This window comes from Winogradskyella marincola (assembly GCF_029624125.1).
In the GTDB taxonomy this organism is placed as follows: Bacteria; Bacteroidota; Bacteroidia; order Flavobacteriales; family Flavobacteriaceae; genus Winogradskyella; species Winogradskyella marincola.
Map to the genome: position 1 here is coordinate 131,458 of NZ_JARSBN010000007.1, position 19,442 is coordinate 150,899.

15 protein-coding genes are annotated in these 19,442 nt (G+C 35.8%); 4 read left to right on the top strand and 11 right to left on the bottom strand.

Going from position 1 to position 19,442, the window contains the following annotated elements:
* Nucleotides 1–57: 57 nt before the first annotated feature.
* Genes P7122_RS12960 through uxuA form a run of 3 tightly spaced genes read left to right on the top strand, consistent with a single transcriptional unit; the run spans nt 58 to nt 3,082 of the window.
* On the top strand, nt 58–1,086 hold the full coding sequence (locus P7122_RS12960; protein ID WP_278006231.1) for a LacI family DNA-binding transcriptional regulator: 1,029 nt from the start codon (nt 58–60) through the stop codon (nt 1,084–1,086).
* A 12-nt stretch (nt 1,087–1,098) separates the two neighbouring features.
* On the top strand, nt 1,099–1,905 hold the full coding sequence (locus tag P7122_RS12965) for an SDR family oxidoreductase (RefSeq protein WP_278006232.1): 807 nt from the start codon (nt 1,099–1,101) through the stop codon (nt 1,903–1,905).
* Between the two features lie 10 nt (nt 1,906–1,915).
* The gene (gene uxuA / locus P7122_RS12970) at nt 1,916–3,082 is read left to right on the top strand and encodes a mannonate dehydratase (RefSeq protein WP_278006233.1); all 1,167 of its coding nucleotides are present in this window, start codon (nt 1,916–1,918) and stop codon (nt 3,080–3,082) included.
* Nucleotides 3,083–3,094: 12 nt separating this feature from the next.
* Here uxuA and P7122_RS12975 read toward each other — a convergent pair whose 3' ends face one another.
* The 11 genes from P7122_RS12975 to P7122_RS13025 form a co-directional block, all read right to left on the bottom strand.
* Complete coding sequence (locus tag P7122_RS12975; protein ID WP_278006234.1) at nt 3,095–4,006, bottom strand: alpha/beta hydrolase; 912 nt, start codon at nt 4,004–4,006, stop codon at nt 3,095–3,097.
* A 1-nt stretch (nt 4,007) separates the two neighbouring features.
* Complete coding sequence (locus tag P7122_RS12980) at nt 4,008–4,793, bottom strand: rhamnogalacturonan acetylesterase (RefSeq protein WP_278006235.1); 786 nt, start codon at nt 4,791–4,793, stop codon at nt 4,008–4,010.
* Nucleotides 4,780–6,798 (bottom strand): pectate lyase, encoded by a 2,019-nt coding sequence (gene pelA / locus P7122_RS12985; protein WP_278006236.1) that lies wholly within the window; start codon nt 6,796–6,798, stop codon nt 4,780–4,782. The genes P7122_RS12980 and pelA overlap by 14 nt, the downstream gene beginning before the upstream one ends.
* Before the next feature lie 11 nt (nt 6,799–6,809).
* Nucleotides 6,810–8,003: an exo-alpha-sialidase gene (locus P7122_RS12990; RefSeq protein WP_278006237.1), complete on the bottom strand. Its 1,194-nt coding sequence runs from the start codon at nt 8,001–8,003 to the stop codon at nt 6,810–6,812.
* Nucleotides 8,003–9,613 (bottom strand): glycoside hydrolase family 43 protein, encoded by a 1,611-nt coding sequence (locus P7122_RS12995; RefSeq protein ID WP_278006238.1) that lies wholly within the window; start codon nt 9,611–9,613, stop codon nt 8,003–8,005. The genes P7122_RS12990 and P7122_RS12995 overlap by 1 nt, the downstream gene beginning before the upstream one ends.
* Nucleotides 9,610–10,653, bottom strand: a complete 1,044-nt coding sequence (locus P7122_RS13000) for a Gfo/Idh/MocA family oxidoreductase (protein WP_278006239.1) — start codon at nt 10,651–10,653, stop codon at nt 9,610–9,612. The genes P7122_RS12995 and P7122_RS13000 overlap by 4 nt, the downstream gene beginning before the upstream one ends.
* Before the next feature lie 69 nt (nt 10,654–10,722).
* Entirely contained in the window at nt 10,723–11,949 is a 1,227-nt protein-coding gene (locus tag P7122_RS13005) for a glycoside hydrolase family 88/105 protein (RefSeq protein ID WP_278006240.1), read from the bottom strand.
* A 2-nt stretch (nt 11,950–11,951) separates the two neighbouring features.
* A complete protein-coding gene (locus P7122_RS13010) occupies nt 11,952–12,371 on the bottom strand; it encodes a cupin domain-containing protein (RefSeq protein ID WP_278006241.1) in 420 nt (139 codons plus the stop codon).
* Nucleotides 12,371–13,387: a DUF4861 family protein gene (locus tag P7122_RS13015; protein ID WP_278006242.1), complete on the bottom strand. Its 1,017-nt coding sequence runs from the start codon at nt 13,385–13,387 to the stop codon at nt 12,371–12,373. The genes P7122_RS13010 and P7122_RS13015 overlap by 1 nt, the downstream gene beginning before the upstream one ends.
* Nucleotides 13,388–14,269, bottom strand: a complete 882-nt coding sequence (locus P7122_RS13020) for an alpha/beta hydrolase (protein WP_278006243.1) — start codon at nt 14,267–14,269, stop codon at nt 13,388–13,390. It abuts the gene before it with no gap.
* A gap of 168 nt (nt 14,270–14,437) precedes the next feature.
* Nucleotides 14,438–15,916, bottom strand: a complete 1,479-nt coding sequence (locus P7122_RS13025) for a glycoside hydrolase family 28 protein (protein WP_437130094.1) — start codon at nt 15,914–15,916, stop codon at nt 14,438–14,440.
* Between the two features lie 383 nt (nt 15,917–16,299).
* On the opposite strand from P7122_RS13025, the gene P7122_RS13030 reads away from it, so the two are divergent.
* Nucleotides 16,300–19,440, top strand: a complete 3,141-nt coding sequence (locus tag P7122_RS13030; protein WP_278006244.1) for a SusC/RagA family TonB-linked outer membrane protein — start codon at nt 16,300–16,302, stop codon at nt 19,438–19,440.
* Nucleotides 19,441–19,442: the final 2 nt, after the last annotated feature.

Sequence of the window (19,442 nt, forward strand, 5' to 3'; positions counted from 1 at the left end):
ATTATAATAAACAAAAAGCTTAAATTTGCTTAAACGATTAAGCAAATATATAAAATCTTGGGAAATAAAAAAAGAACTACAATAAAAGACATTGCCAATGTTCTTAATATCTCAGCAGCAGCAGTCTCTAAAGCATTACACAACGATTCTAGGATAAGCAAACAAACCAAGGAAGATGTAAAACGTGTTGCTAAAGAATTAAACTACCAACCTAACCATTTGGCCAGTGCTTTAAGAAAAGGAAAAAGCAATTTAGTTGGTGTTATTGTACCTCGTACTAATAGTAATTTCTTTTCTTCTGTTATTGAAAACATGGAAGCTGTTTTAGACAAGGCTGGTTATAACATTATCATCACACAGTCTAAAGAATCTTTTAAAAAAGAATGTAAAAATATAGACACATTACTTTACACCCAAGTTGATGGCATAATTGCTTCAATGGCAAATGAAACAACTGATCTTTCCTATTATGAGAAAATAAAATCTAAAGGAATTCCATTGATACTTTTTGATCGTGGTGAAAACGACCTTAATGTAGATTATGTTGGTATCAATGATTATGATAGTAGCCACATGATTGTTGAACATTTAGTTAAAAAAGGCTGCAAACGTATTGCTCATATTGGTGGTTATAGACGAACTCGAATTTTTAACAATAGAATAAGAGGATATATAGACGCATTAACGAAACACAACCTACCTTTAGACCAAAATTTACTTACTGAGAGCAGTCTTACGCTTGAAGATGGTAGAGAAATGATGCAAAAATTCTTGCAACTAGAGCAACGTCCAGATGCTGTTTATGTCGCAAGTGATTATGCTGCTTTAGGTGCACTTCAGGTATTGAATGAAAATAACATTAATGTCCCAGAGGATATTTGTTTAATTGGTTTTGGCAATGAACCATTTACATCATTTGTAAAGCCTACAATTTCAACAGTAAATCAGCATAGTGCCGAAATAGGCAAAATTGCAGCTGAAACGTTCTTAAGTAGAATTAATGATAAAAACTGGAAACCCTCACTAAACAAGAACATCTTAAAATCTGAATTAATAGTTAGGGAATCCTCAGATAAAAAAATTTAAAAACACAAAACAATGAACATCCTCGATATAAAAGATAAAGTCATCATCATCACAGGTGGTTACGGAGTATTAGGCTCTGGTATAGCTAAGCATCTAGTTGCGTCTGGTGCTAAAGTGGCTATCCTTGGCAGAAATGAAGACAAAGCCAAAAATTTTGCAGCGCAGCTTTCTGCAACAAACGCTATAGGCATCAAAGCAGATGTACTAGACAAAGCAAATCTAGAAAACGTTAAAACTCAACTTATAGAAAAGTGGCAAACAATTGATGTCCTCATCAACGCAGCTGGTGGTAATATGCCAGGCGCAACTTTGTCGCCTTCTCAGTCGTTATTTGATATCTCGCTGGATGACTTTCAGAAAGTAACAGATTTAAATTTAATGGGAACTGTGATTCCGTCATTGGTTTTTGGAAAACAAATGACCGAACAAAATGGTGGTTCTATCATTAACGTTTCTTCGGTTGCTGTGGCACAAGCATTAACACGTGTTGTTGGTTATTCGGCTTCAAAGGCTGCTATGGAAAACTTTACACGTTGGATGGCTGTAGATATGGCTCACAAATTTGGCGATAAGATTAGAGTCAATGCCATTGCGCCTGGATTTTTCCTAGCAGACCAAAACCGAAAATTATTAACCAATGAGGATGGCTCTTTAACCGAACGTGGCGAAACCATTATTAAAAACACACCTATGAAGCGTTTTGGAAATTCTGATGAACTCAATGGTGCAGTACAACTTCTCGCAAGTAATGCTTCAAAATTTATGACAGGAACCGTCATCCACGTTGATGGTGGTTTTGGTGCTTTTAGTGGTGTTTAAACATTAAGAAATGACAGAAACTTTTAGATGGTTTGGCAAATCTGATGCTGTAACCCTTTCGGATATAAGACAGTCTGGTGCAACAGGTGTAGTTACTGCATTGCATCATATTCCAAATGGCGAAATTTGGCCTATTGAAGACATTGAAACCACAAAAAATGAAATTCTCAATGCAGGATTAGAATGGTCATTTATTGAAAGTATTCCTATTCACGAAAACATAAAACTGCATCAAGGCGATTATGCAAAACGCATAGAAAACTACAAACAAAGCCTTATTAATGTCGCTAAATGTGGTGTAAAAAATGTGTGCTACAACTTTATGCCTGTTTTAGATTGGACGCGTACACATCTTTTTTGGGAACTCGAAGATGGCAGCACAGCATTACGATTCGATAAGATTGAAATGGCTGTTTTTGAAACCTATATAATGCAACGCAATGATGTTGAAAAGGATTACGACGAAGCTATTTTAGCTAAGGCCAAACAGCGCTATGAAGCTATGTCTAAAACCGAAATACAACGTTTAAAAGATGGTATTTTAAAAGGTTTGCCTGGCACAGTTGACGACCTTGATATTCCGACATTCAAGAAGATGATAGCGCAGTATAAAGACCTATCGCATTCCGATTTAAAATCTAATTTGTCCTATTTTTTGAATGAAATTATTCCGCTTGCGGAAGAATTAGGTGTGAAGATGGCGATTCATCCGGACGATCCTCCATTTGATATTATGGGATTACCTCGTATCATCACTTCAGAACGCGATTTGGATGATTTGGTTGGTTTTATCGATAGCCCTTCAAACGGCATTACGTTTTGTACAGGTTCTTTGGGTGCAAACAAGAAAAACGACTTGTCAAAGATGATTGAAAAATTCAAAAATAGAATTCATTTTCTTCATCTTAGAAACGTGAAACGAGAAGACGACGGTAGTTTTTACGAAGACCATCATCTTGAAGGCTCTTCAGATATGTTCGAGATTGTAAAAGCAGTTTTAAAGATTGAAAAAGAACGCAACATTTCGCTACCTATGCGACCAGACCACGGCCACCAAATGCTTGATGATTTGAAGCATAACAATTCGTATGCTGGTTATACTGCTATTGGTCGCTTAAAAGGTCTTGCTGAACTTAGAGGCCTTAGTCTTGGGATTTCAAAAAGTGGAATTATTTAAAACAAATAACGTTTACAAATCATTTTTATCCAACCAAGTCTCGCAAGCTTTTGGCCAATCATCACTTGTAAAACCGCGTCCTAAACCAAAACCGTGTCCGCCTTTTTCATAAATATGAAGCTCGGCTGGCACTTTGTTTTCTTTTAAGGCTAAATAATATTGAAGACTATTTTCTACAGGAACTGACTTGTCATCTGTAGCGTGAATTAAAATGGTTTTTGGTGTTTCTGAAGTGATTTGAGTTTCATTAGAATAGAATTCCACAGTTTTTTTTGATGGTGTTTCGCCCAACAAATTTGTTTTAGAACCTTGATGTGTTACACCATCTTTCATCGAAATTACAGGATACACCAATATTGAAAAATCTGGTCTTGCACTGACTTCATATTCCGATTCGTAAACAGCATCATTATAATGCGTTGATAGTGTTGACGCTAAATGTCCACCTGCCGAAAACCCAAGAACTCCGATTTTATTTTCATCTAAATTCCAGTGTTTGGCATTTTGCCTCACATAGCGCATAGCACGTTGTGCATCTTGAAGTGGCGCAATGGTTTTATTTGTCGATATACTATCATTAGGCATTCTGTATTTTAATACAAAGGCTGTGATTCCACGCGTATTTAACCATTCAGCAATTTTAAAACCTTCTTTGTTTATGGCCAAATGATGATAACCTCCACCAGGACAAATAACTACAGCTGTTCCGTTTGGTTGTTCTGGTGCAAAAATGGTTAATGTTGGTTCTTTAACTTTTTCAACACTCCATAATGCAGAATCTTTTTGGGTTTGAATCTCTTTATAATCCGGATTTTCAATAGCATTAGGAATGGAATCTTGCCAAAGTTTAATTACTTCGCGCTCTTGCGCATAGCACGTCATAAAAAAGAAAACACCCAAAATACTTAACCACACGTTCTTCATTTTAGTCTTTTTTCACGTAAACATTAAACGACTCAATCTTTTCAACCAACTCTGCAACAGCCAATGTTGCGACTTCGGTTGCTCCTAAAACTGACAAATGAGTATTGTCTTCTTTTCCTTCTGGAAAATATGCAATTTCGCCTGGCGCAAAGTGCAAATGCAGTTTCTTAGAACCTTCAACTCCATAAGATTCCTCTAGTGTTTCAGTAAGGTATTGCAAATCTACAAACGGAACATCGTACTCTTGAGCTACCAATCGGGTTTCTAAAGGATATACTCCGTGAGTGTCTACCAATGTGGAATCTGCATTAAAATTTCGTCTTACTATCGACGAAAAAAGTACAGGAATAGCTTCTTTTGCTCTTGCTTCCTCTACAAACTTTATCAAATTGTGTCTGTATGCTGTATGCGGATTGGTAAAACGTTGCGGATTGGTTATTTTTTGGTCGTTATGCCCAAATTGAATGAAGACATAATCGCCTTTTTTAAGTTGCTTTTGCACCGAATCCCATCGACCTTCAGTGATGAAACTTCTGGTACTTCTACCATTTACAGCGTGATTTTTTACCGTTGCTTTATCGTTGAGAAGTGTTGGTAATAATTGGCACCATCCACGCTCTGGGTTTTCATCTGGATTTACCTTATCTGACATCGTTGAATCTCCAATGGTATAAATCGAAACGTTTTCAACGGTCTTTGCTGGCTCTTCTTTTTTAGTTTCAGTCGTATTATTACACGATTGAAATAATATAATTACTAAAACTAAGATTATTCTATAATGACTCATACCATTCTTTTTTTGAGGTTTCTTTGTATTTACCCAGTACATTTTTTAAGGTGTACTTTTTTGCTTCGCGTTTAGTTAATTGGTGCGACCATTCTACGCGTTCTGATGGTTTATAACCTTCGCCTTTGTTTTCATATTCTGCATAAAACGCAGTTTTTTCAGCTTCTGGTTTAGACCAATTGTGCCAACCTATTGGCAAGATGTGCTTTCCTAATTCGCAATTCATAAAAACGGTTTGCGCGTATACTCGCCAAGGTCTTCCTAAATACACTTTGTCCACGTCTTTATCTGCAGTGATTTTACAATCTTTAAACACATAACCAAACAATGAATCTTTTGGTGTTGATGCTGCTGTGATGTAAGAGTTCTTTTTACTATAGATTTCGCAATTTTCAAAAAAGGCTGTTGCACTTCCAAAGATAAAATCGGTTGTACCTTCAATATAACAGTTTTTGTAATATTGCTTTCCTTTTCCTGAAGCATACAAAGTATCTTGATTGCCTAATAAATTACAATTAACAACAGCTACCTCATCTGAAAACACAGATAATGCAACGGCTTGTCCAACTTCGCCTGAAGAATTTTCAATCGTGAGATTTTTTAAAATGACATTATTAGCTTCAACCAATAATGTGTAGGTGTAAAATGTACTGTTTCTACCCAATCCTACTTTATTAAAATAATCGTCGTAAGTTATAATGGTATTCTCTTTACTCTCGCCAACCAATGCTAAATTTTGGTTCCACTCGTGGATTTTTACTTTCTCTTTGTAGACTCCATTCTTAATAAAAATAGTGATTCTATCATACGGAAAAGCCTTGGTGTTTTTTATAGCTTCAACAATAGAGGTGTAATCTCCACTACCATCTTGTGCTACCACAATTTTGAATGGATTTGATGGCGAATTCTTCTGAAATAAATCGTATTTCTTTTTCCAGTCTAGATAGGCATCTAGCACCATTTGAGGGTCATTTCTATACCAAGCATAGCCATTTCTTCTTTCATCTCCGATTTCTGCTAAAGTGGCTTTTTTAACACCATCTCTATCACAAAAGAAAGGCGTATTGTCTTCAAGTTCCATAAAACGTGCCCAAATTGCAGGTGCGTTTTCATCTGGAATCATTCGTTTGTCAATAATCTTCCCTACATCATTGTATACTCTATCTTTCCTCAAACCTGTAATCTTCACTTTTTCGAACCAAGCTACTGCACTATTTACAGCGTTGATGATTTCTTTTGACGGATTTTCTATAGACATTAACAACATAACGATATGAGCCGATTCTGCACCACTCAAAGATGGTAACTCATAAGCTCTCGCCTTTGCTGGTTCTAACGTCTCTGCATCGTGTTGCGCACACCACGCTGTTAAAACTCCGTTTTGTTTGTATTGGGTTTTCAATATGCAATCTACACCAATTCTAAAAGCATCATTAACTCGCTCTAATTGTGCTTTTGGCAATTTTATAGAATAGTAATCGGTATTCTTTTTAAAATGATGAAGCATATTCATAATGTTTACCATCGAATTGTCATTGTAGGTAATATGCGAGTAATAGCCTTTTTTTAATGGGTAAAATTGTGGCCAACCTCCATTATCGTATTGTGCTTCCAGTATATAATCCAAACCTTTTAAAAAGGCGTTTTTATATCTTTCATCTTTGGTTTGAGCATATATTTTTGAGAGAAACAGCATTTCTTGTATGGTTGCTCCATTATCTGTTGTGGTCTCTTCATTGGTTTGCTTTTGCTTCATTAATTCTTCTTTTTCTGCTTGAGACAACGGCAAATGCATTTGTACATTTTTTGGCCAACCACCAATATTGCGTTGGTACAACAACACGTTTTCTGCAATTTGCTTGGCTTCATCAGATTGAAACCAGACAGCGTCTTTGGTGTGAATAATATTTCGCCAAGATTTATCGTGAACCTGAGCTGAAATTCCTGTGAAGAAACATAGTCCGATTACGACTAGTATGAATTTATAGTTAGGGTTGAATTTCATAATTAATCATTTTAAGGATTAGTGGTTTTTAGGCTACTCAACGGAACTTTGGTGTACTCTACATCTTCCTTATTGGTAGTGTAAGACACATATAAATTATCGTTGAAGATAAACGACTTAGGGTAATGATAACCCAATCGTTTGTACTTGCCTTGGTATTGCAATGGCTGTATAGCATCTCCTCCTTTGCGAAGCACATACGCATTGGTAAACAGATTACCATCATTACTAAGCGTTACAGCCAAAGGCATTCTCGTTTTGGATTGCACAGGATTGTTGATGATATAAGCGGAACCATCAGGAAGATTCCCTGCACTTTGTTTAGACCTAGAGTCTGGCATTGTGGTCTCAACTGGTGTCGTCCAGCTTTTGCCGTTATCTTCACTAATTGAAGCTAAGGTCTGAAACGAACTAAATTGGTCTCTAAACACCATTACCAAAGTATTATCTTTTTTTCTGAAACTACTTGGCTCAATTTCTTGAGAGACATTATTTTTTTCTGAATTATTTCTAAAGTGAGCTCTCATCCAACCTCTAACACCTTTTGGGTCGTCTGTGTATATTGGCGACACTTGTAATCCTGGTTGAAAATGTGCAGCATTGATGATACGACCATTAGCAAGCTGATGTGGGTCTTGCTCAAATACGGCATTCATAGCTGTATTATCTGCCATTAAAACTGGTTTTTCTTTAGACCAACTTAATCCATCTGCACTTGTTTTGTAATGGGTAAAACCACCTTTTGGCGACACTTTTGACGGCCAAACATTAACGAAAGCAATCAGTGAATCTTTGTACGTCCACCAACCACCAGAAGTACAATAACCCTCTTCTAAGGATGCTGCCAAAACCATTGGCTTGCTCCAATGTACACCATCTGTACTTTTACTATAGGCCACCCAAGTGTCATCAGAATCTTCATCTTTAGACGAACTTTGCCACTGACAGTACAACTCGCCTTTGAAAGCAGTCATTACAGCTCCATTACTAAAATGATCTGTACTATCTGTGGGTTTAAAAATGGTATGTGTTTCAATACCTTTTGGAAGTTTTAAACCTAAATCTTTTGGTTGAAGCGTATCGAAGATATCGATATTTACACTAAAAGGAAATGCATTCGCTTTGTCTCTTGTACAATTTTGAAACAAGAACATTGCAAAGAAAGCGAACACGAATAACGGTTGTATTGACTTTGTTCTTTTCATTATTTTTTAAATCGAATCCAGTCAATATCTAAACTTCCTGCATCATTAATATTACCTTCTCTTAATGCCAAGTAACCTATTTTTGCACCTATCCATCTGCCTTCTCTTGCTTTGAATGTGTCTCCTACTGGCTTAAATCTTTTGTTATTTGTACTGTAATAAAAATGGCATTCTCCGCCTTTATCGACTTTAATTTGAAGATAAATTGTATTGCTATCTACTTTTATTTTTTCACTTTCATTTTCTTTGCCTTCTTTGTGTGCGTCTTTACACGTTACCTGCGACACATAGAACTGTCCATCTTCTTGTGAGAATTTAATATAACTATAGCTCAATCCCATAATTAAAAAGCCAACTTGCTCGTTATCGTGTCTGGCATTAAACGTTAATTTGGTAGTTGCTGTAAACGATTCTGCAGGAAATTTTTGCAATAACAAATTTGGAACGTCGTGCAGATTACCAGAACCTTCTGGTCGTGGTCTGCAATACATTGTATAATGTCCCATTGGTGTTGGGAAACCATAATACACTTGTGGATTAGCGTGCCATTGCCACTGTAAACCTCTTTTGGGTTCATTAAACTCATCAGAATCTGATGGTGTTACTATAGGATAGGTTTTTCCAACATTTGGCTTTTTATATGTGGTTACAGGTTCACCAATACCATCATTGTTTTGGTCTACTCCCATAACTGGCCAATCGTTTTCCCAAGACATTGGCTGCATATGAACTATACGACCATACATATCTTTATCCTGAAAATGAAGAAACCAATCTTCGCCAGTAACAGTATCTACCCAAGCTCCTTGATGTGGTCCATTGATTTCAGTATTACCTTGATGCAATACCTTCTTTTTTTCGTAAGGCCCAAACACAGACTTTGACCTTAAAATAGTTTGCCAACCTGTTGGTACTCCACCTGCAGGTGCAAAAATGTAGTAGTAGCCATTTCGTTTGTAAAACTTAGGACCTTCAATAGTAGATTCTTCTTTATGACCATCGATAATGATAACCTCATCATCATTAGTTTTGGTGCCTTCAGCATTCATACTGCACACAACTAATAAACTCTTTATACCTGCACGACTTCCTGCAAAAGCATAAGCTAAATACACTTTTCCGTCATCGTCCCAAAGTGGTGTTGGGTCTATCAATCCTTTGCCTCCTTTAACCAAAACAGGCTCTGACCAAGCACCTTTTGGGTCTTTGGTTTTAATCATATAAATACCAAAATCTGGGTCTGGATAATAAATGTAATATTCGCCCTTATGAAAACGAATACAAGGTGCCCAAACACCTTTTCCGTGTTGTGGTTTGTCAAAAACCTCTAATGGTACTTGCTTTTGTAAAGCGTAGTTTACCAACTCCCAATTTACCAAATCCTTGGAATGTAAAATCGGCAAACCAGGCGAACAGGTAAATGACGAAGCCGTCATATAATAATCTTCGCCAACTCTAACGACATCTGGGTCTGAAAAATCGGAATGTAAAACTGGATTGGTGTATGTATCATCTCCATTATCTGACACCCAAACTTCGGACACAAACTTGTCTTGCGCCATACAATTGAAGACGATAAAAAATGTGGCTATTAAACTTATATTTTTCATAGGGTAATGACTTTCTTTTCTGTGTTACTTAAAAAAGCGGCTTCAATAATTGTAATGACTTGCGTGGCTTCTTCTGCTGTAACAGGTAATGATTTATTGTTTTTTATGGCTTCAGCAACTCCATTGTAATAGGCCATATAATCGCCTTGTTCAGTTACAACGAGTTCTTTTTTTGAGGTATTATTTTCAACTGTGTGAAGCAATCCTCTTTCGGATTCAGGTTCAATTCCCCAATTTGCTGTATTGGGTTTTATTTCTTTTTGAAGTTCGGTTTCCTGAATATCAGCTTTAGATTTTATAAACGAACCTTTTGTGCCGTGAATGCTATAGGCTGGCAATGGTTCTCTTACAAAATAACTGGATTTTAGAGTTACAAAATGCGAATCATAGTAAAGTTTCACATCAAAATAATCTCCTACTTTAGAATCTTTTCTGAATGTATCTAAAGTTGCAAAAACACCGTTTGGCATACCAAACAGTTGCAATGCTTGGTCAATGAGATGCGAACCCAAATCGTACAAACTACCAACACCTTCGGTTGGTGTTTCTTTGTGGTTTTTATAACTCAGTTCTGGGTCGAATCTATCGTAATGAAATTCAGCTTCAACAATATCTCCCAACACTCCTTGTTGCACAACTTTCTTTACAGTTTTAAAGTCGCTATCCCAACGTCTGTTGTGATAGACTGAAAGTTTTAGGTTTTGCTTTTCAGCTATGGCTATCAATTCTTCAGCCTCTTTTGTGGTTACTGTAAAGGGTTTTTCTACAATGACGTGTTTACCAGCTTCAAGGGCTTTTTTGGTGTAATCGTAGTGTGTAATGTTTGGTGTATTAACCACTACTAAATCAATAGTTTCATCTTTTAGAATATCATCTAAAGCACGAAACGTCTTGATATTGGGATATTTTTTTTCAGCTAAGTTTTTTGTTCGTTCAAAAACTGCATAAAGATTAAAATCTGGATGCGCTTCAATAAATGGTGCGTGAAATAAATGTCCGCTCATTCCGTACGAACAAAGTGCTGTGTTGATGGTAGCCATAATAATGTTATTGTTCTCGATACAATTTCCAGCGTTTCAAAATCACTAGAACTGATGTATCTTTCAATTTTACTTGTTAAGTTCTAAAGCAGCCATCATAAATGGACCTGTACCTTTTGGGTCGTTAGACCTAATAATTTCTCCGATGTAATATTCAAAAGTGCCATCTCTATATGGATTGCCTCCCAAACCAGCTACTCCACAACATTTATTTAGGTTAACGACACCATTATCTTCAACAGTGATGAACGTTTCTAAAATACCATTAAAAGCCTTATTGGCATTGTCTAAATATTGTTTTGGCAAATAGCCTTTGTTAACGCCTTTTGCTAAAGTGTAGGTAAACATACTTGTACCTGTTGCCTCTAAATAGTTACCTTCTTTTTCTGGAAGATTTAGTACTTGATACCAAGTACCTGTTTTTTCATCTTGGTATTTTACAATGGCTTCCGCGTATTGGTTGAGATACTTAATTAGTCGCGCTCTACCTTCGTGGTCTTGTGGCAAATAATCTAACACATCTACCAATGCCATTCCGTACCAACCCATTCCTCGAGACCAAAAATTTTGTGACAATCCTGTTTCTTTATCAGCCCATTTTTGTTCTTTGCTTTCGTCCCAACCGTGATAGTACAAACCTGTTTCTGGGTCTCTGCTGTACTTCTCAATTAAATCGAACTGCAACATAATTTTGTCATAAACCTTATTGGCTTCGTCTTCACTCATATAAGCTTTGGCATATTTTGTATGAAACGGTTCTGCCATATACACTCCATCTAACCACATTTGGTATGGATATATTTTTTTGTGCCAATAGCCACCTTCGGACGTTGTTGGCTGTCCTTCTAACTGCTTGTGTAAGGTGTCCATCACTTTCTTAAAACGCGACTCTTGTGTTTTGTTGTAAACGTAGTAGATGACATCTCCAGCTTTTATCATATCTAGATTGTAGTTAGACATTTTGTAGGTCTTTATCTTACCATCTTTTTCAATCATCCTGTTAGGATAATCATAGATATAATCGTAAATTTTTTGATTTTTGGTCTGCTCAAAAACCTTAGACATTCCTTGCAGAACCAGTCCTGGCGTGTAACTCCATTTTGGCTTATCTCTGAAATCTAAAAGTGTAGGATCTGGAAAACGTTTTATTTCAGAAAGCGCCATACGCTCTGACCATTTTAGGTCTTCAGAGATTTCTTTTTCAGCTACAGGTGTTTCTTCTGTTTGTTTCTTTTCTTCTTTACAACTGGTAAGAAAACCTAATGCTAATATTGCTACGAGTGCTATGTTTTTCATCTTTACTCTTTTTCGTATTTTTTAATCACTAAATATTTTAATTCGGTATCTCCTGCATTGCTAATGCCGTGCATACTCCACGATGGGCAGTACAAACTGGTATTTGATTCAACAACAACTTCCTTACCATCTAAATGAAATTTTGCTTTGCCTTCTAGCACATAAAAGAACTCGTCTTCCTTGTGTTTATGAGGTGCGTGTGTAGATTTTCCTGGTGCAACAACACTCATTTTTATGGTTCTTCCGTCTAAAAAATCCTTATCGGCAAACCAATATTGGTAACCAGCTTTTGTAGGCACCGTTTTTTCTTCAGAAAAGGTGTTTACACATTCTTCAATTGTGTATGTTTTTTCCTGAGCTGTTGTGGTCTGTAAAGCAAAGCAAAACGCAACCACTGCTAGCAACTTAATACCAGTTTTCATTATAACGTGTTGTTAGAGTTTAATTCTGTCAACAATCCGTCAAGGTAATCTAAGAACTCTTTTTCGGTTTTAATTCCATCAGTTTCTTGTTCCCAAGCTGCTAAAAAGTAAAAAGAAACAGGTTCGGTAGTTGGTTTGAATTCTACTAAGTAATCAAACTCGCCCTTTTTAGCTTCAACGGTTGTATTTACTTCATAAAATACTGCCATACCTAAGTCGTCTGGCACTAATGTTTGCTCGCCATAGGTTGCTATGTAAGCCCACTTTTTATTTTCACTTTCTTTTGTGAAATACGATACCTTGTGGTCTATAATCCCAGTTACAATACCATTTACCGCTTTTGATGGCTGAATAGTGTGCTTTGTATACCTTTTATCTGGCTGAATGCTAAGTGTTGATTGCAAATCGATAGTGTCTTCGCCTGTTTTCCAACCGTAATAATCTACTACAACAGAAGATGCATTGGCAGAATTTTCAACAGATGCAAACGTTGAATCTACATTTTTAAAATGAAGCACTTCGTCATTTACCAAACGCCCTAATGAACCAACACCAAGACCTTTGCCTACTTTTAGAATATCTTGTCCCCAAGGTTGTGGCTCGTGGTAAGAATCAAAACCATCTTGACCCACTTGCCCTAATACCATTGTATCAGTCTTTTTGCCAAAAATGTCAATAGCATTTCTCCAATCTAAATAAAGTCTGTACCCTACTTTGTTGCTCTCCCAACCTGGACCTTCGTAACGGATAAACCAAGTATGGTCTGTGTGCTGCGCTGGCACTTTTAATCGGTTTACGTTTTTAAACGATGTACCGTTGCTGTATTCTTGATGACCTCTTGGTCCATCTTTCCATTCGCCACCTTGCGCTACTGAAATCTCAGCATATGTTTTTGGAACGTCTTCTACCTTTTGCTCTTGCTGAACCTCTTGTTTTGTATCTTCCTTCTTTTCGGATTTACAAGCTACAATGGTACTTACACACAATAAAGCTGCTATTAATTTTGAAGTTTTCATTTATGGTTTTTTTTTGAATGTGTTATCTAAAAATATGGTAATGTAATTTACGGTATCCTTATACCAAGGGTTGAACAACCAAAAGGTATGCGGACTATCTGGAAAATTCTCAACTTGAGAATAAATGTTGTGTTTATTCATAATTTCAATCATTTCCTCTCGTCCTGCCTGAAAGCGTTCGTATTGACTACTAATAAACAATGTTGGTGGTGTGTTTTCATCAATATGCGTTAATGCAGATGCCTGTTTCCAAGTTTCTGGTTTCTCTTTTGAAGTGCCACCCAACCACCAAGCAGCCATCTTACCTTCGCTAGATTTTGGGTGCACAAAGGCTATAACTCCGTCTAAATTTACAATAGCCTGAACTGAAGTCGATGTACTGTAATCTGTTTCTTCTTCAAAATTTGAATTATTATTGGTAGCACCTACCAATGTTGCCATTTGCGCACCTGATGATGTACCAAGAATCGCGACTTTGGTAGTGTCTATTCTAAATCGAGTTGCATTAGACTTTATATACTGAATAGCTTCTTTAATGTCGTAAACACCTTCAGGATATTGGGCTTCATCAGAAAGTCTGTATTCTAATGCAAAGCAAGCATAGCCTTTTGAAGCAATAAACTGAGCCATTGGTTTCATATGCGATTTGTCTCCAGATTTCCAACCGCCTCCGTGAACCATTACTACCGCTGGCTTTAACAAGGAATCTGTATTTACAAAAGCGTCTAAATGTAGTTTTCGCTCATCAATTTGCTTGTAAACCTCATCGTATATTTCGTTGACATTCTCATAATGCTGAGGTTTTGGTATTTCTATATCAGAAAAGTATTTTTTATACTTTTTGAAGGAACTACTAACGGTGTATGAAGTATCCTTTTTCACACTTTGAAACGCAAAAACACTTGACGAAAACATCAAGAAAAAAAGGCTGTATGTTATGGCTTTTTGCACTGTATGGTTTTTTTAAAAAATAAGCCTGATTTTCAAGTCAGGCTTATTCAAATTAACGCTATTAATCTCAATTGTTAGGGAATTGACTTATAACAATTGTTAATCTTTAGTCTGAGGTGGACTCTGCATTAACGAGCCATTGATATATGTATCTATAAGTTTTAAATTAGACACATTCTCTAACGAAAATGCCTCGTCTACTTTTTCAATATTTACATTTTTTAAAGTCACGTTAGTTATAGGCGATTGCTCGTAACCTTTGGCTAAAATACCGTAGTAACCTCCGTTTTTAACTTTTACATTTTCTAATACAATATTCTTTATTTCTGGTATATGCTCGCCAGTTTGGTTAGTGTATGTTGCATAGAACATATTCAGCTTTAGTACCGCTTCTTTTACTTGACCAACTTCAAGATTTCGAACATACACACCATCTATTGCACCACCTCGTCTTGAGTTTGTTTTTAATCTGATAGCTCTATCTAGATTTGGGCTATTCATTTCACAATTTTCTACATAAACGTTAGAAACTCCAGCAGACATCTCACTACCAATTACAACACCTCCGTGACCATCAATCATCTTGCAATTTTGCACCACAACGTTCTCAGTTTTAATACCTACACGTCTACCTTCAGCATCTCTTCCTGCTTTTATCGCGATACAATCGTCACCTGTATTAAATGTACAGTTTTTAATGATGACGTTCTTTGAATACTCTGGGTCACAACCATCATTGTTTGGTCCGTGACTTTCCACCGTTACACCATCTACAATAACATTATTAGACTTGAATGGGTGTATAATCCAAAATGGTGCATCAATGATTTTAACACCTTTTATTAAAACATTTTCACATTCGTAAGGCTCTAAAAACGTAGGTCTTAAATAATGACCATCTCCAAAGACACGCTCTGCTAATGGTGTAGCTTCTTGACCCATATCCATAAGTCTAGGAAGATTTAAACTATCTTTCTGGTGTGGCATTCCTTCTTTCCATCCGTAGACATCTTTTCCGCACCAGTTCCACCAATTTTCATTACTAGCTTGTCCGTTTAACGTTCCTTTTCCTGTAATGGCTATATTCTTTTTCTTATATGCATATAAAAGTGGCGAATAATTCATTAGCTCAATACCTTCATATGCCGTTGGCACTAATGGATAAAAATCTTTTGGATCAGTGCTGAATAAAATCTCAGCACCTTCTTCTAAATGAAGATTTACATTATCTTCTAAATGAATGGCACCTGTAAGATATTTACCTTGTGGCACAACAACTTTTCCTCCTCCACTTTCTGTACAAGCTTCTATAGCTTTTTTAAAAGCATCCGTGTTTTTAGTAACACCGTCTGCTTTTGCTCCATAGTCTACAACATTAAATGTTTTGTCAGGAAACGTTGGCTCCTTTACACTTTCAACAACTTCTTGCATCTTAGCCCAAGGGCCTTTTTCTTTTACAGGCTCTTCCCCTTTACAAGAAACAACCAACATTAACATTGCAAAAAGAGATATTTGAGAAATTCTTAAAAAGAACTTGCTATTTTTTAAAATCTCACTAAAAAGTCTGTTTATAATCATATCAAATTATTAAAAATGTAATCGATTACCAAACCTATAAAATTTAGTTTGATATTCCAAAAAAAAGAACAAACTCTTTGAAATTATAAAATGGAGTATAAACTGCAAAATGCTTGAAATTATAGATTACTCAATATTTACTTAAAAAATTAACATATCGAAAAAAATATTAACAAAAATTTGTGTATTTCAAAATTAACGATAAATTTGTGCAATCGATTACATATTTTAATTAATTTATAAACTAACTCAAAAATCTTATGTTTAACTCTCTATTTGAACATTTGCTTTTTTTTCGGGAAAAAATAAATACTAAGCGTATTATTTCGAAAAAAAACATTTCGACATCCTTATTTGTATTATTCCTTTTGAGCGGTTCTTGTTTGTTTGCCCAAAGCAAAACTATATCAGGTACTGTAACCGCTGATGATATAGGAGGACCTGTTCCTGGTGCCTCTGTATTAGTTAAAGGTACTACCAATGGAACATCTACTGATTTTGATGGTAATTACTCTCTTACAGTTAGTGGTCCTGATGCTATATTAGTTGTTTCTTATCTAGGATATGCTACTCAAGAAATAAAAGTAGGCGACAAGACTACAATAAATGTGGCTTTACAACCAAGTCAAGAAGCTTTAGATGAAGTTGTTGTAATTGGTTATGGTACTGCCAGAAAATCTGACTTAACAGGTTCGGTTGTAACAGTTAGTGGTAATGACCTTAAAGAGCAGAACATCTCTAATGTTGCTGAAACTTTAACTGGTCGTTTAGCTGGTGTAGAAATATTATCTACTGAAGGATCACCTGATGCCGAAGTTCAAATTAAAGTAAGAGGTACAGGATCTATAACTCAAGATAGTTCTCCATTAATAATTGTTGATGGTTTCCCTATTAATAACTTAAGTGACATTTCACCTTCAGACATTGCTAACATTAGTGTTTTAAAAGACGCATCTTCTACTGCTATATACGGTTCTAGAGGTGCAAATGGTGTTGTTATTATAACAACTAAAAGTGGTAGAGAAGGAAAAATATCTGTTAACTTTAACACATTTTATGGTGTTAAAAAGATAGCTAACACGATTGATGTTTTAAGCCCTGAAGATTTTGTAAAGTGGCAATATGAATATTGGTTACTTAATGATGAACCACAGATTTATGAAGAAAACTATGGTTTATATCAAGATTACGACCAATACGTTGGCATGAAAGGAAATAATTGGCAAGAGCTAATTTATGGTCGTACTGGTGAAGTTGAAAGTAGAGATTTATCTATTAGAGGTGGTTCTGAAAAAATAAATTTCAATTTCAACTATGCGCTTTATGATGAAAAGGCAATCATGGTTGGTTCTAACTTTAAAAGAAATAACTTATCATTAGCTTTAAAAAGTAAGGCTAGCGACAGAGTTAACTTAACGTTTAATGCGCGTTACTCTGACACTGAAATTAATGGTGGTGGTGCTAATGAGCAGAATGAAGTTTCTTCTGCAGATTCTAGACTAAAGCACTCTATAAGATACTCACCTATACCATTAGTTAGCTTTGACCCTACTAACACTGAAGAAACTTTCTTTAGCGACTTAGTAAATCCTTTTGTTGCTGTAGATGACAACCAGAGAAGACAATCTAGAAAAAACCTTAACTTATCTGGTAGTTTTGAGTGGGAAGTAATTGATAATCTTAAATTTCAGACAAGTCTTACCCTTAACAATAGAAATGATTTAGATTATCGTTTTTATGGTAAATCAACCTATTTTTCAAGCAACAGACCTGCTGTAGAAAATCAAGGTTTACCAAGTTTAGTTATTAGAGATAGAAAGCGTGAAGACTTTAGAAATGCAAATACTATTAACTACGACTTTAAAAACCACCTTGGTGATGATCATGGATTACAACTTTTAGTTGGTCAGGAAATGATTATTGCTAAGAACAATCAAGTTACTAGCGAGCTTCATGGTTTTCCTTCAGCATTTGATTTTAATACAAGTGTTAACTTAACAACTCAAGGAACACCGTTTTCTGTAAACAACTTCTACAGCCCAGAAGACAAACTATTATCTTTCTTTGGTCGTGCAAATTACGATTACAAAAACAAATACTTACTTACAGCAACCTATCGTATTGATGGTTCTAGTAAATTCTTAGGAGATAATCGTTGGGGTTACTTCCCTTCTGCTGCTTTTGCATGGAAAGTATCTGAAGAAGAGTTTCTTCAAAATACAGATTGGTTAAACTCATTAAAAGTACGTTTAAGCTACGGTCAGGCTGGTAATAATAACATTCCAACAGGACAAACTATTCAAACATTCCAATCTTATAACACATCTTACATAAATGGTATAGATAATTATTGGGCTGCTTCTAATGTATTAGCAAACCCTGATTTAAAATGGGAAACAACAGTTACTCAAAACCTTGGTATAGATTATTCTCTTTTTAATGGACGTATTAGTGGATCTTTTGAGCTTTATAAAAACGTAACTAAAGATTTATTATTAGCATTCCGTACACCAGGATCTGGTTACGAATACCAATTTAGAAACATAGGTGAAATTCAGAACACTGGTTTTGAAGCCTTAATTAACTACTCTGCAATAAACAAAGAAAACTACGGATTAGATTTATCTTTTAATATTAGTGCAAACACCAACCGTATCAACTCTCTAGGAGAGTTAGAAGATTTTGGATGGACATCTGAGTGGGCTTCTAGTCAAATTGGAAATGATTACCTTGTACAAGTAGGTTCGCCTTTAGGTATTATGTACGGTTATAAGAGCGATGGTCGTTATGAAGTATCTGATTTTGATTATGACTCTTCTACAGGTGAATATACCTTAAGAGATGGAGTTGTTGATAACAGTGCAGTAATTGGAGATGGATTTGTTAGACCTGGTGCTTTAAAACTTAAAGATATCAACGGAGATGGTGTTGTTGATAATGATGATAATACTATAATTGGTGATGCTAATCCAGATTTTACAGGAGGTATGACTTTAAGTGCTAGAGCTTATGGATTTGATTTTAGTGCCGCTTTTAATTTTAGTGTTGGGTTTGACGTGTATAACGCGAACAAAATTCACTCAAACACCCCAAGAGAAAGTAATGACTTCGGAAACTTAACTACTCAATTTGCTGATGGTGTTAGATGGACTAACCTAGATCCTTCTTCAGGTCAACTTGTTACAGACCCTTCTCAATTAGAAGCTTTAAATGCTAATACAACGATGTGGTCTCCATACATGCAGAGATATGTATTTAGCGACTGGGCTGTTGAAGATGGTTCTTACTTAAGATTAAATACATTAACCTTAGGGTATACGTTACCAGAATCAGCAGTGTCTGACTTCGGAATCTCTAAACTAAGATTATACGTTACTGCAAACAACGTTTTTGTATGGACTAATTATTCTGGTCTTGATCCTGAAGTATCAACAAGAAGAAAAACGACATTTACACCTCGTGTAGATTACTCAGCATACCCTAGAAGTAGACAAGTTGCTTTTGGTTTAAACCTTAATTTTTAAAA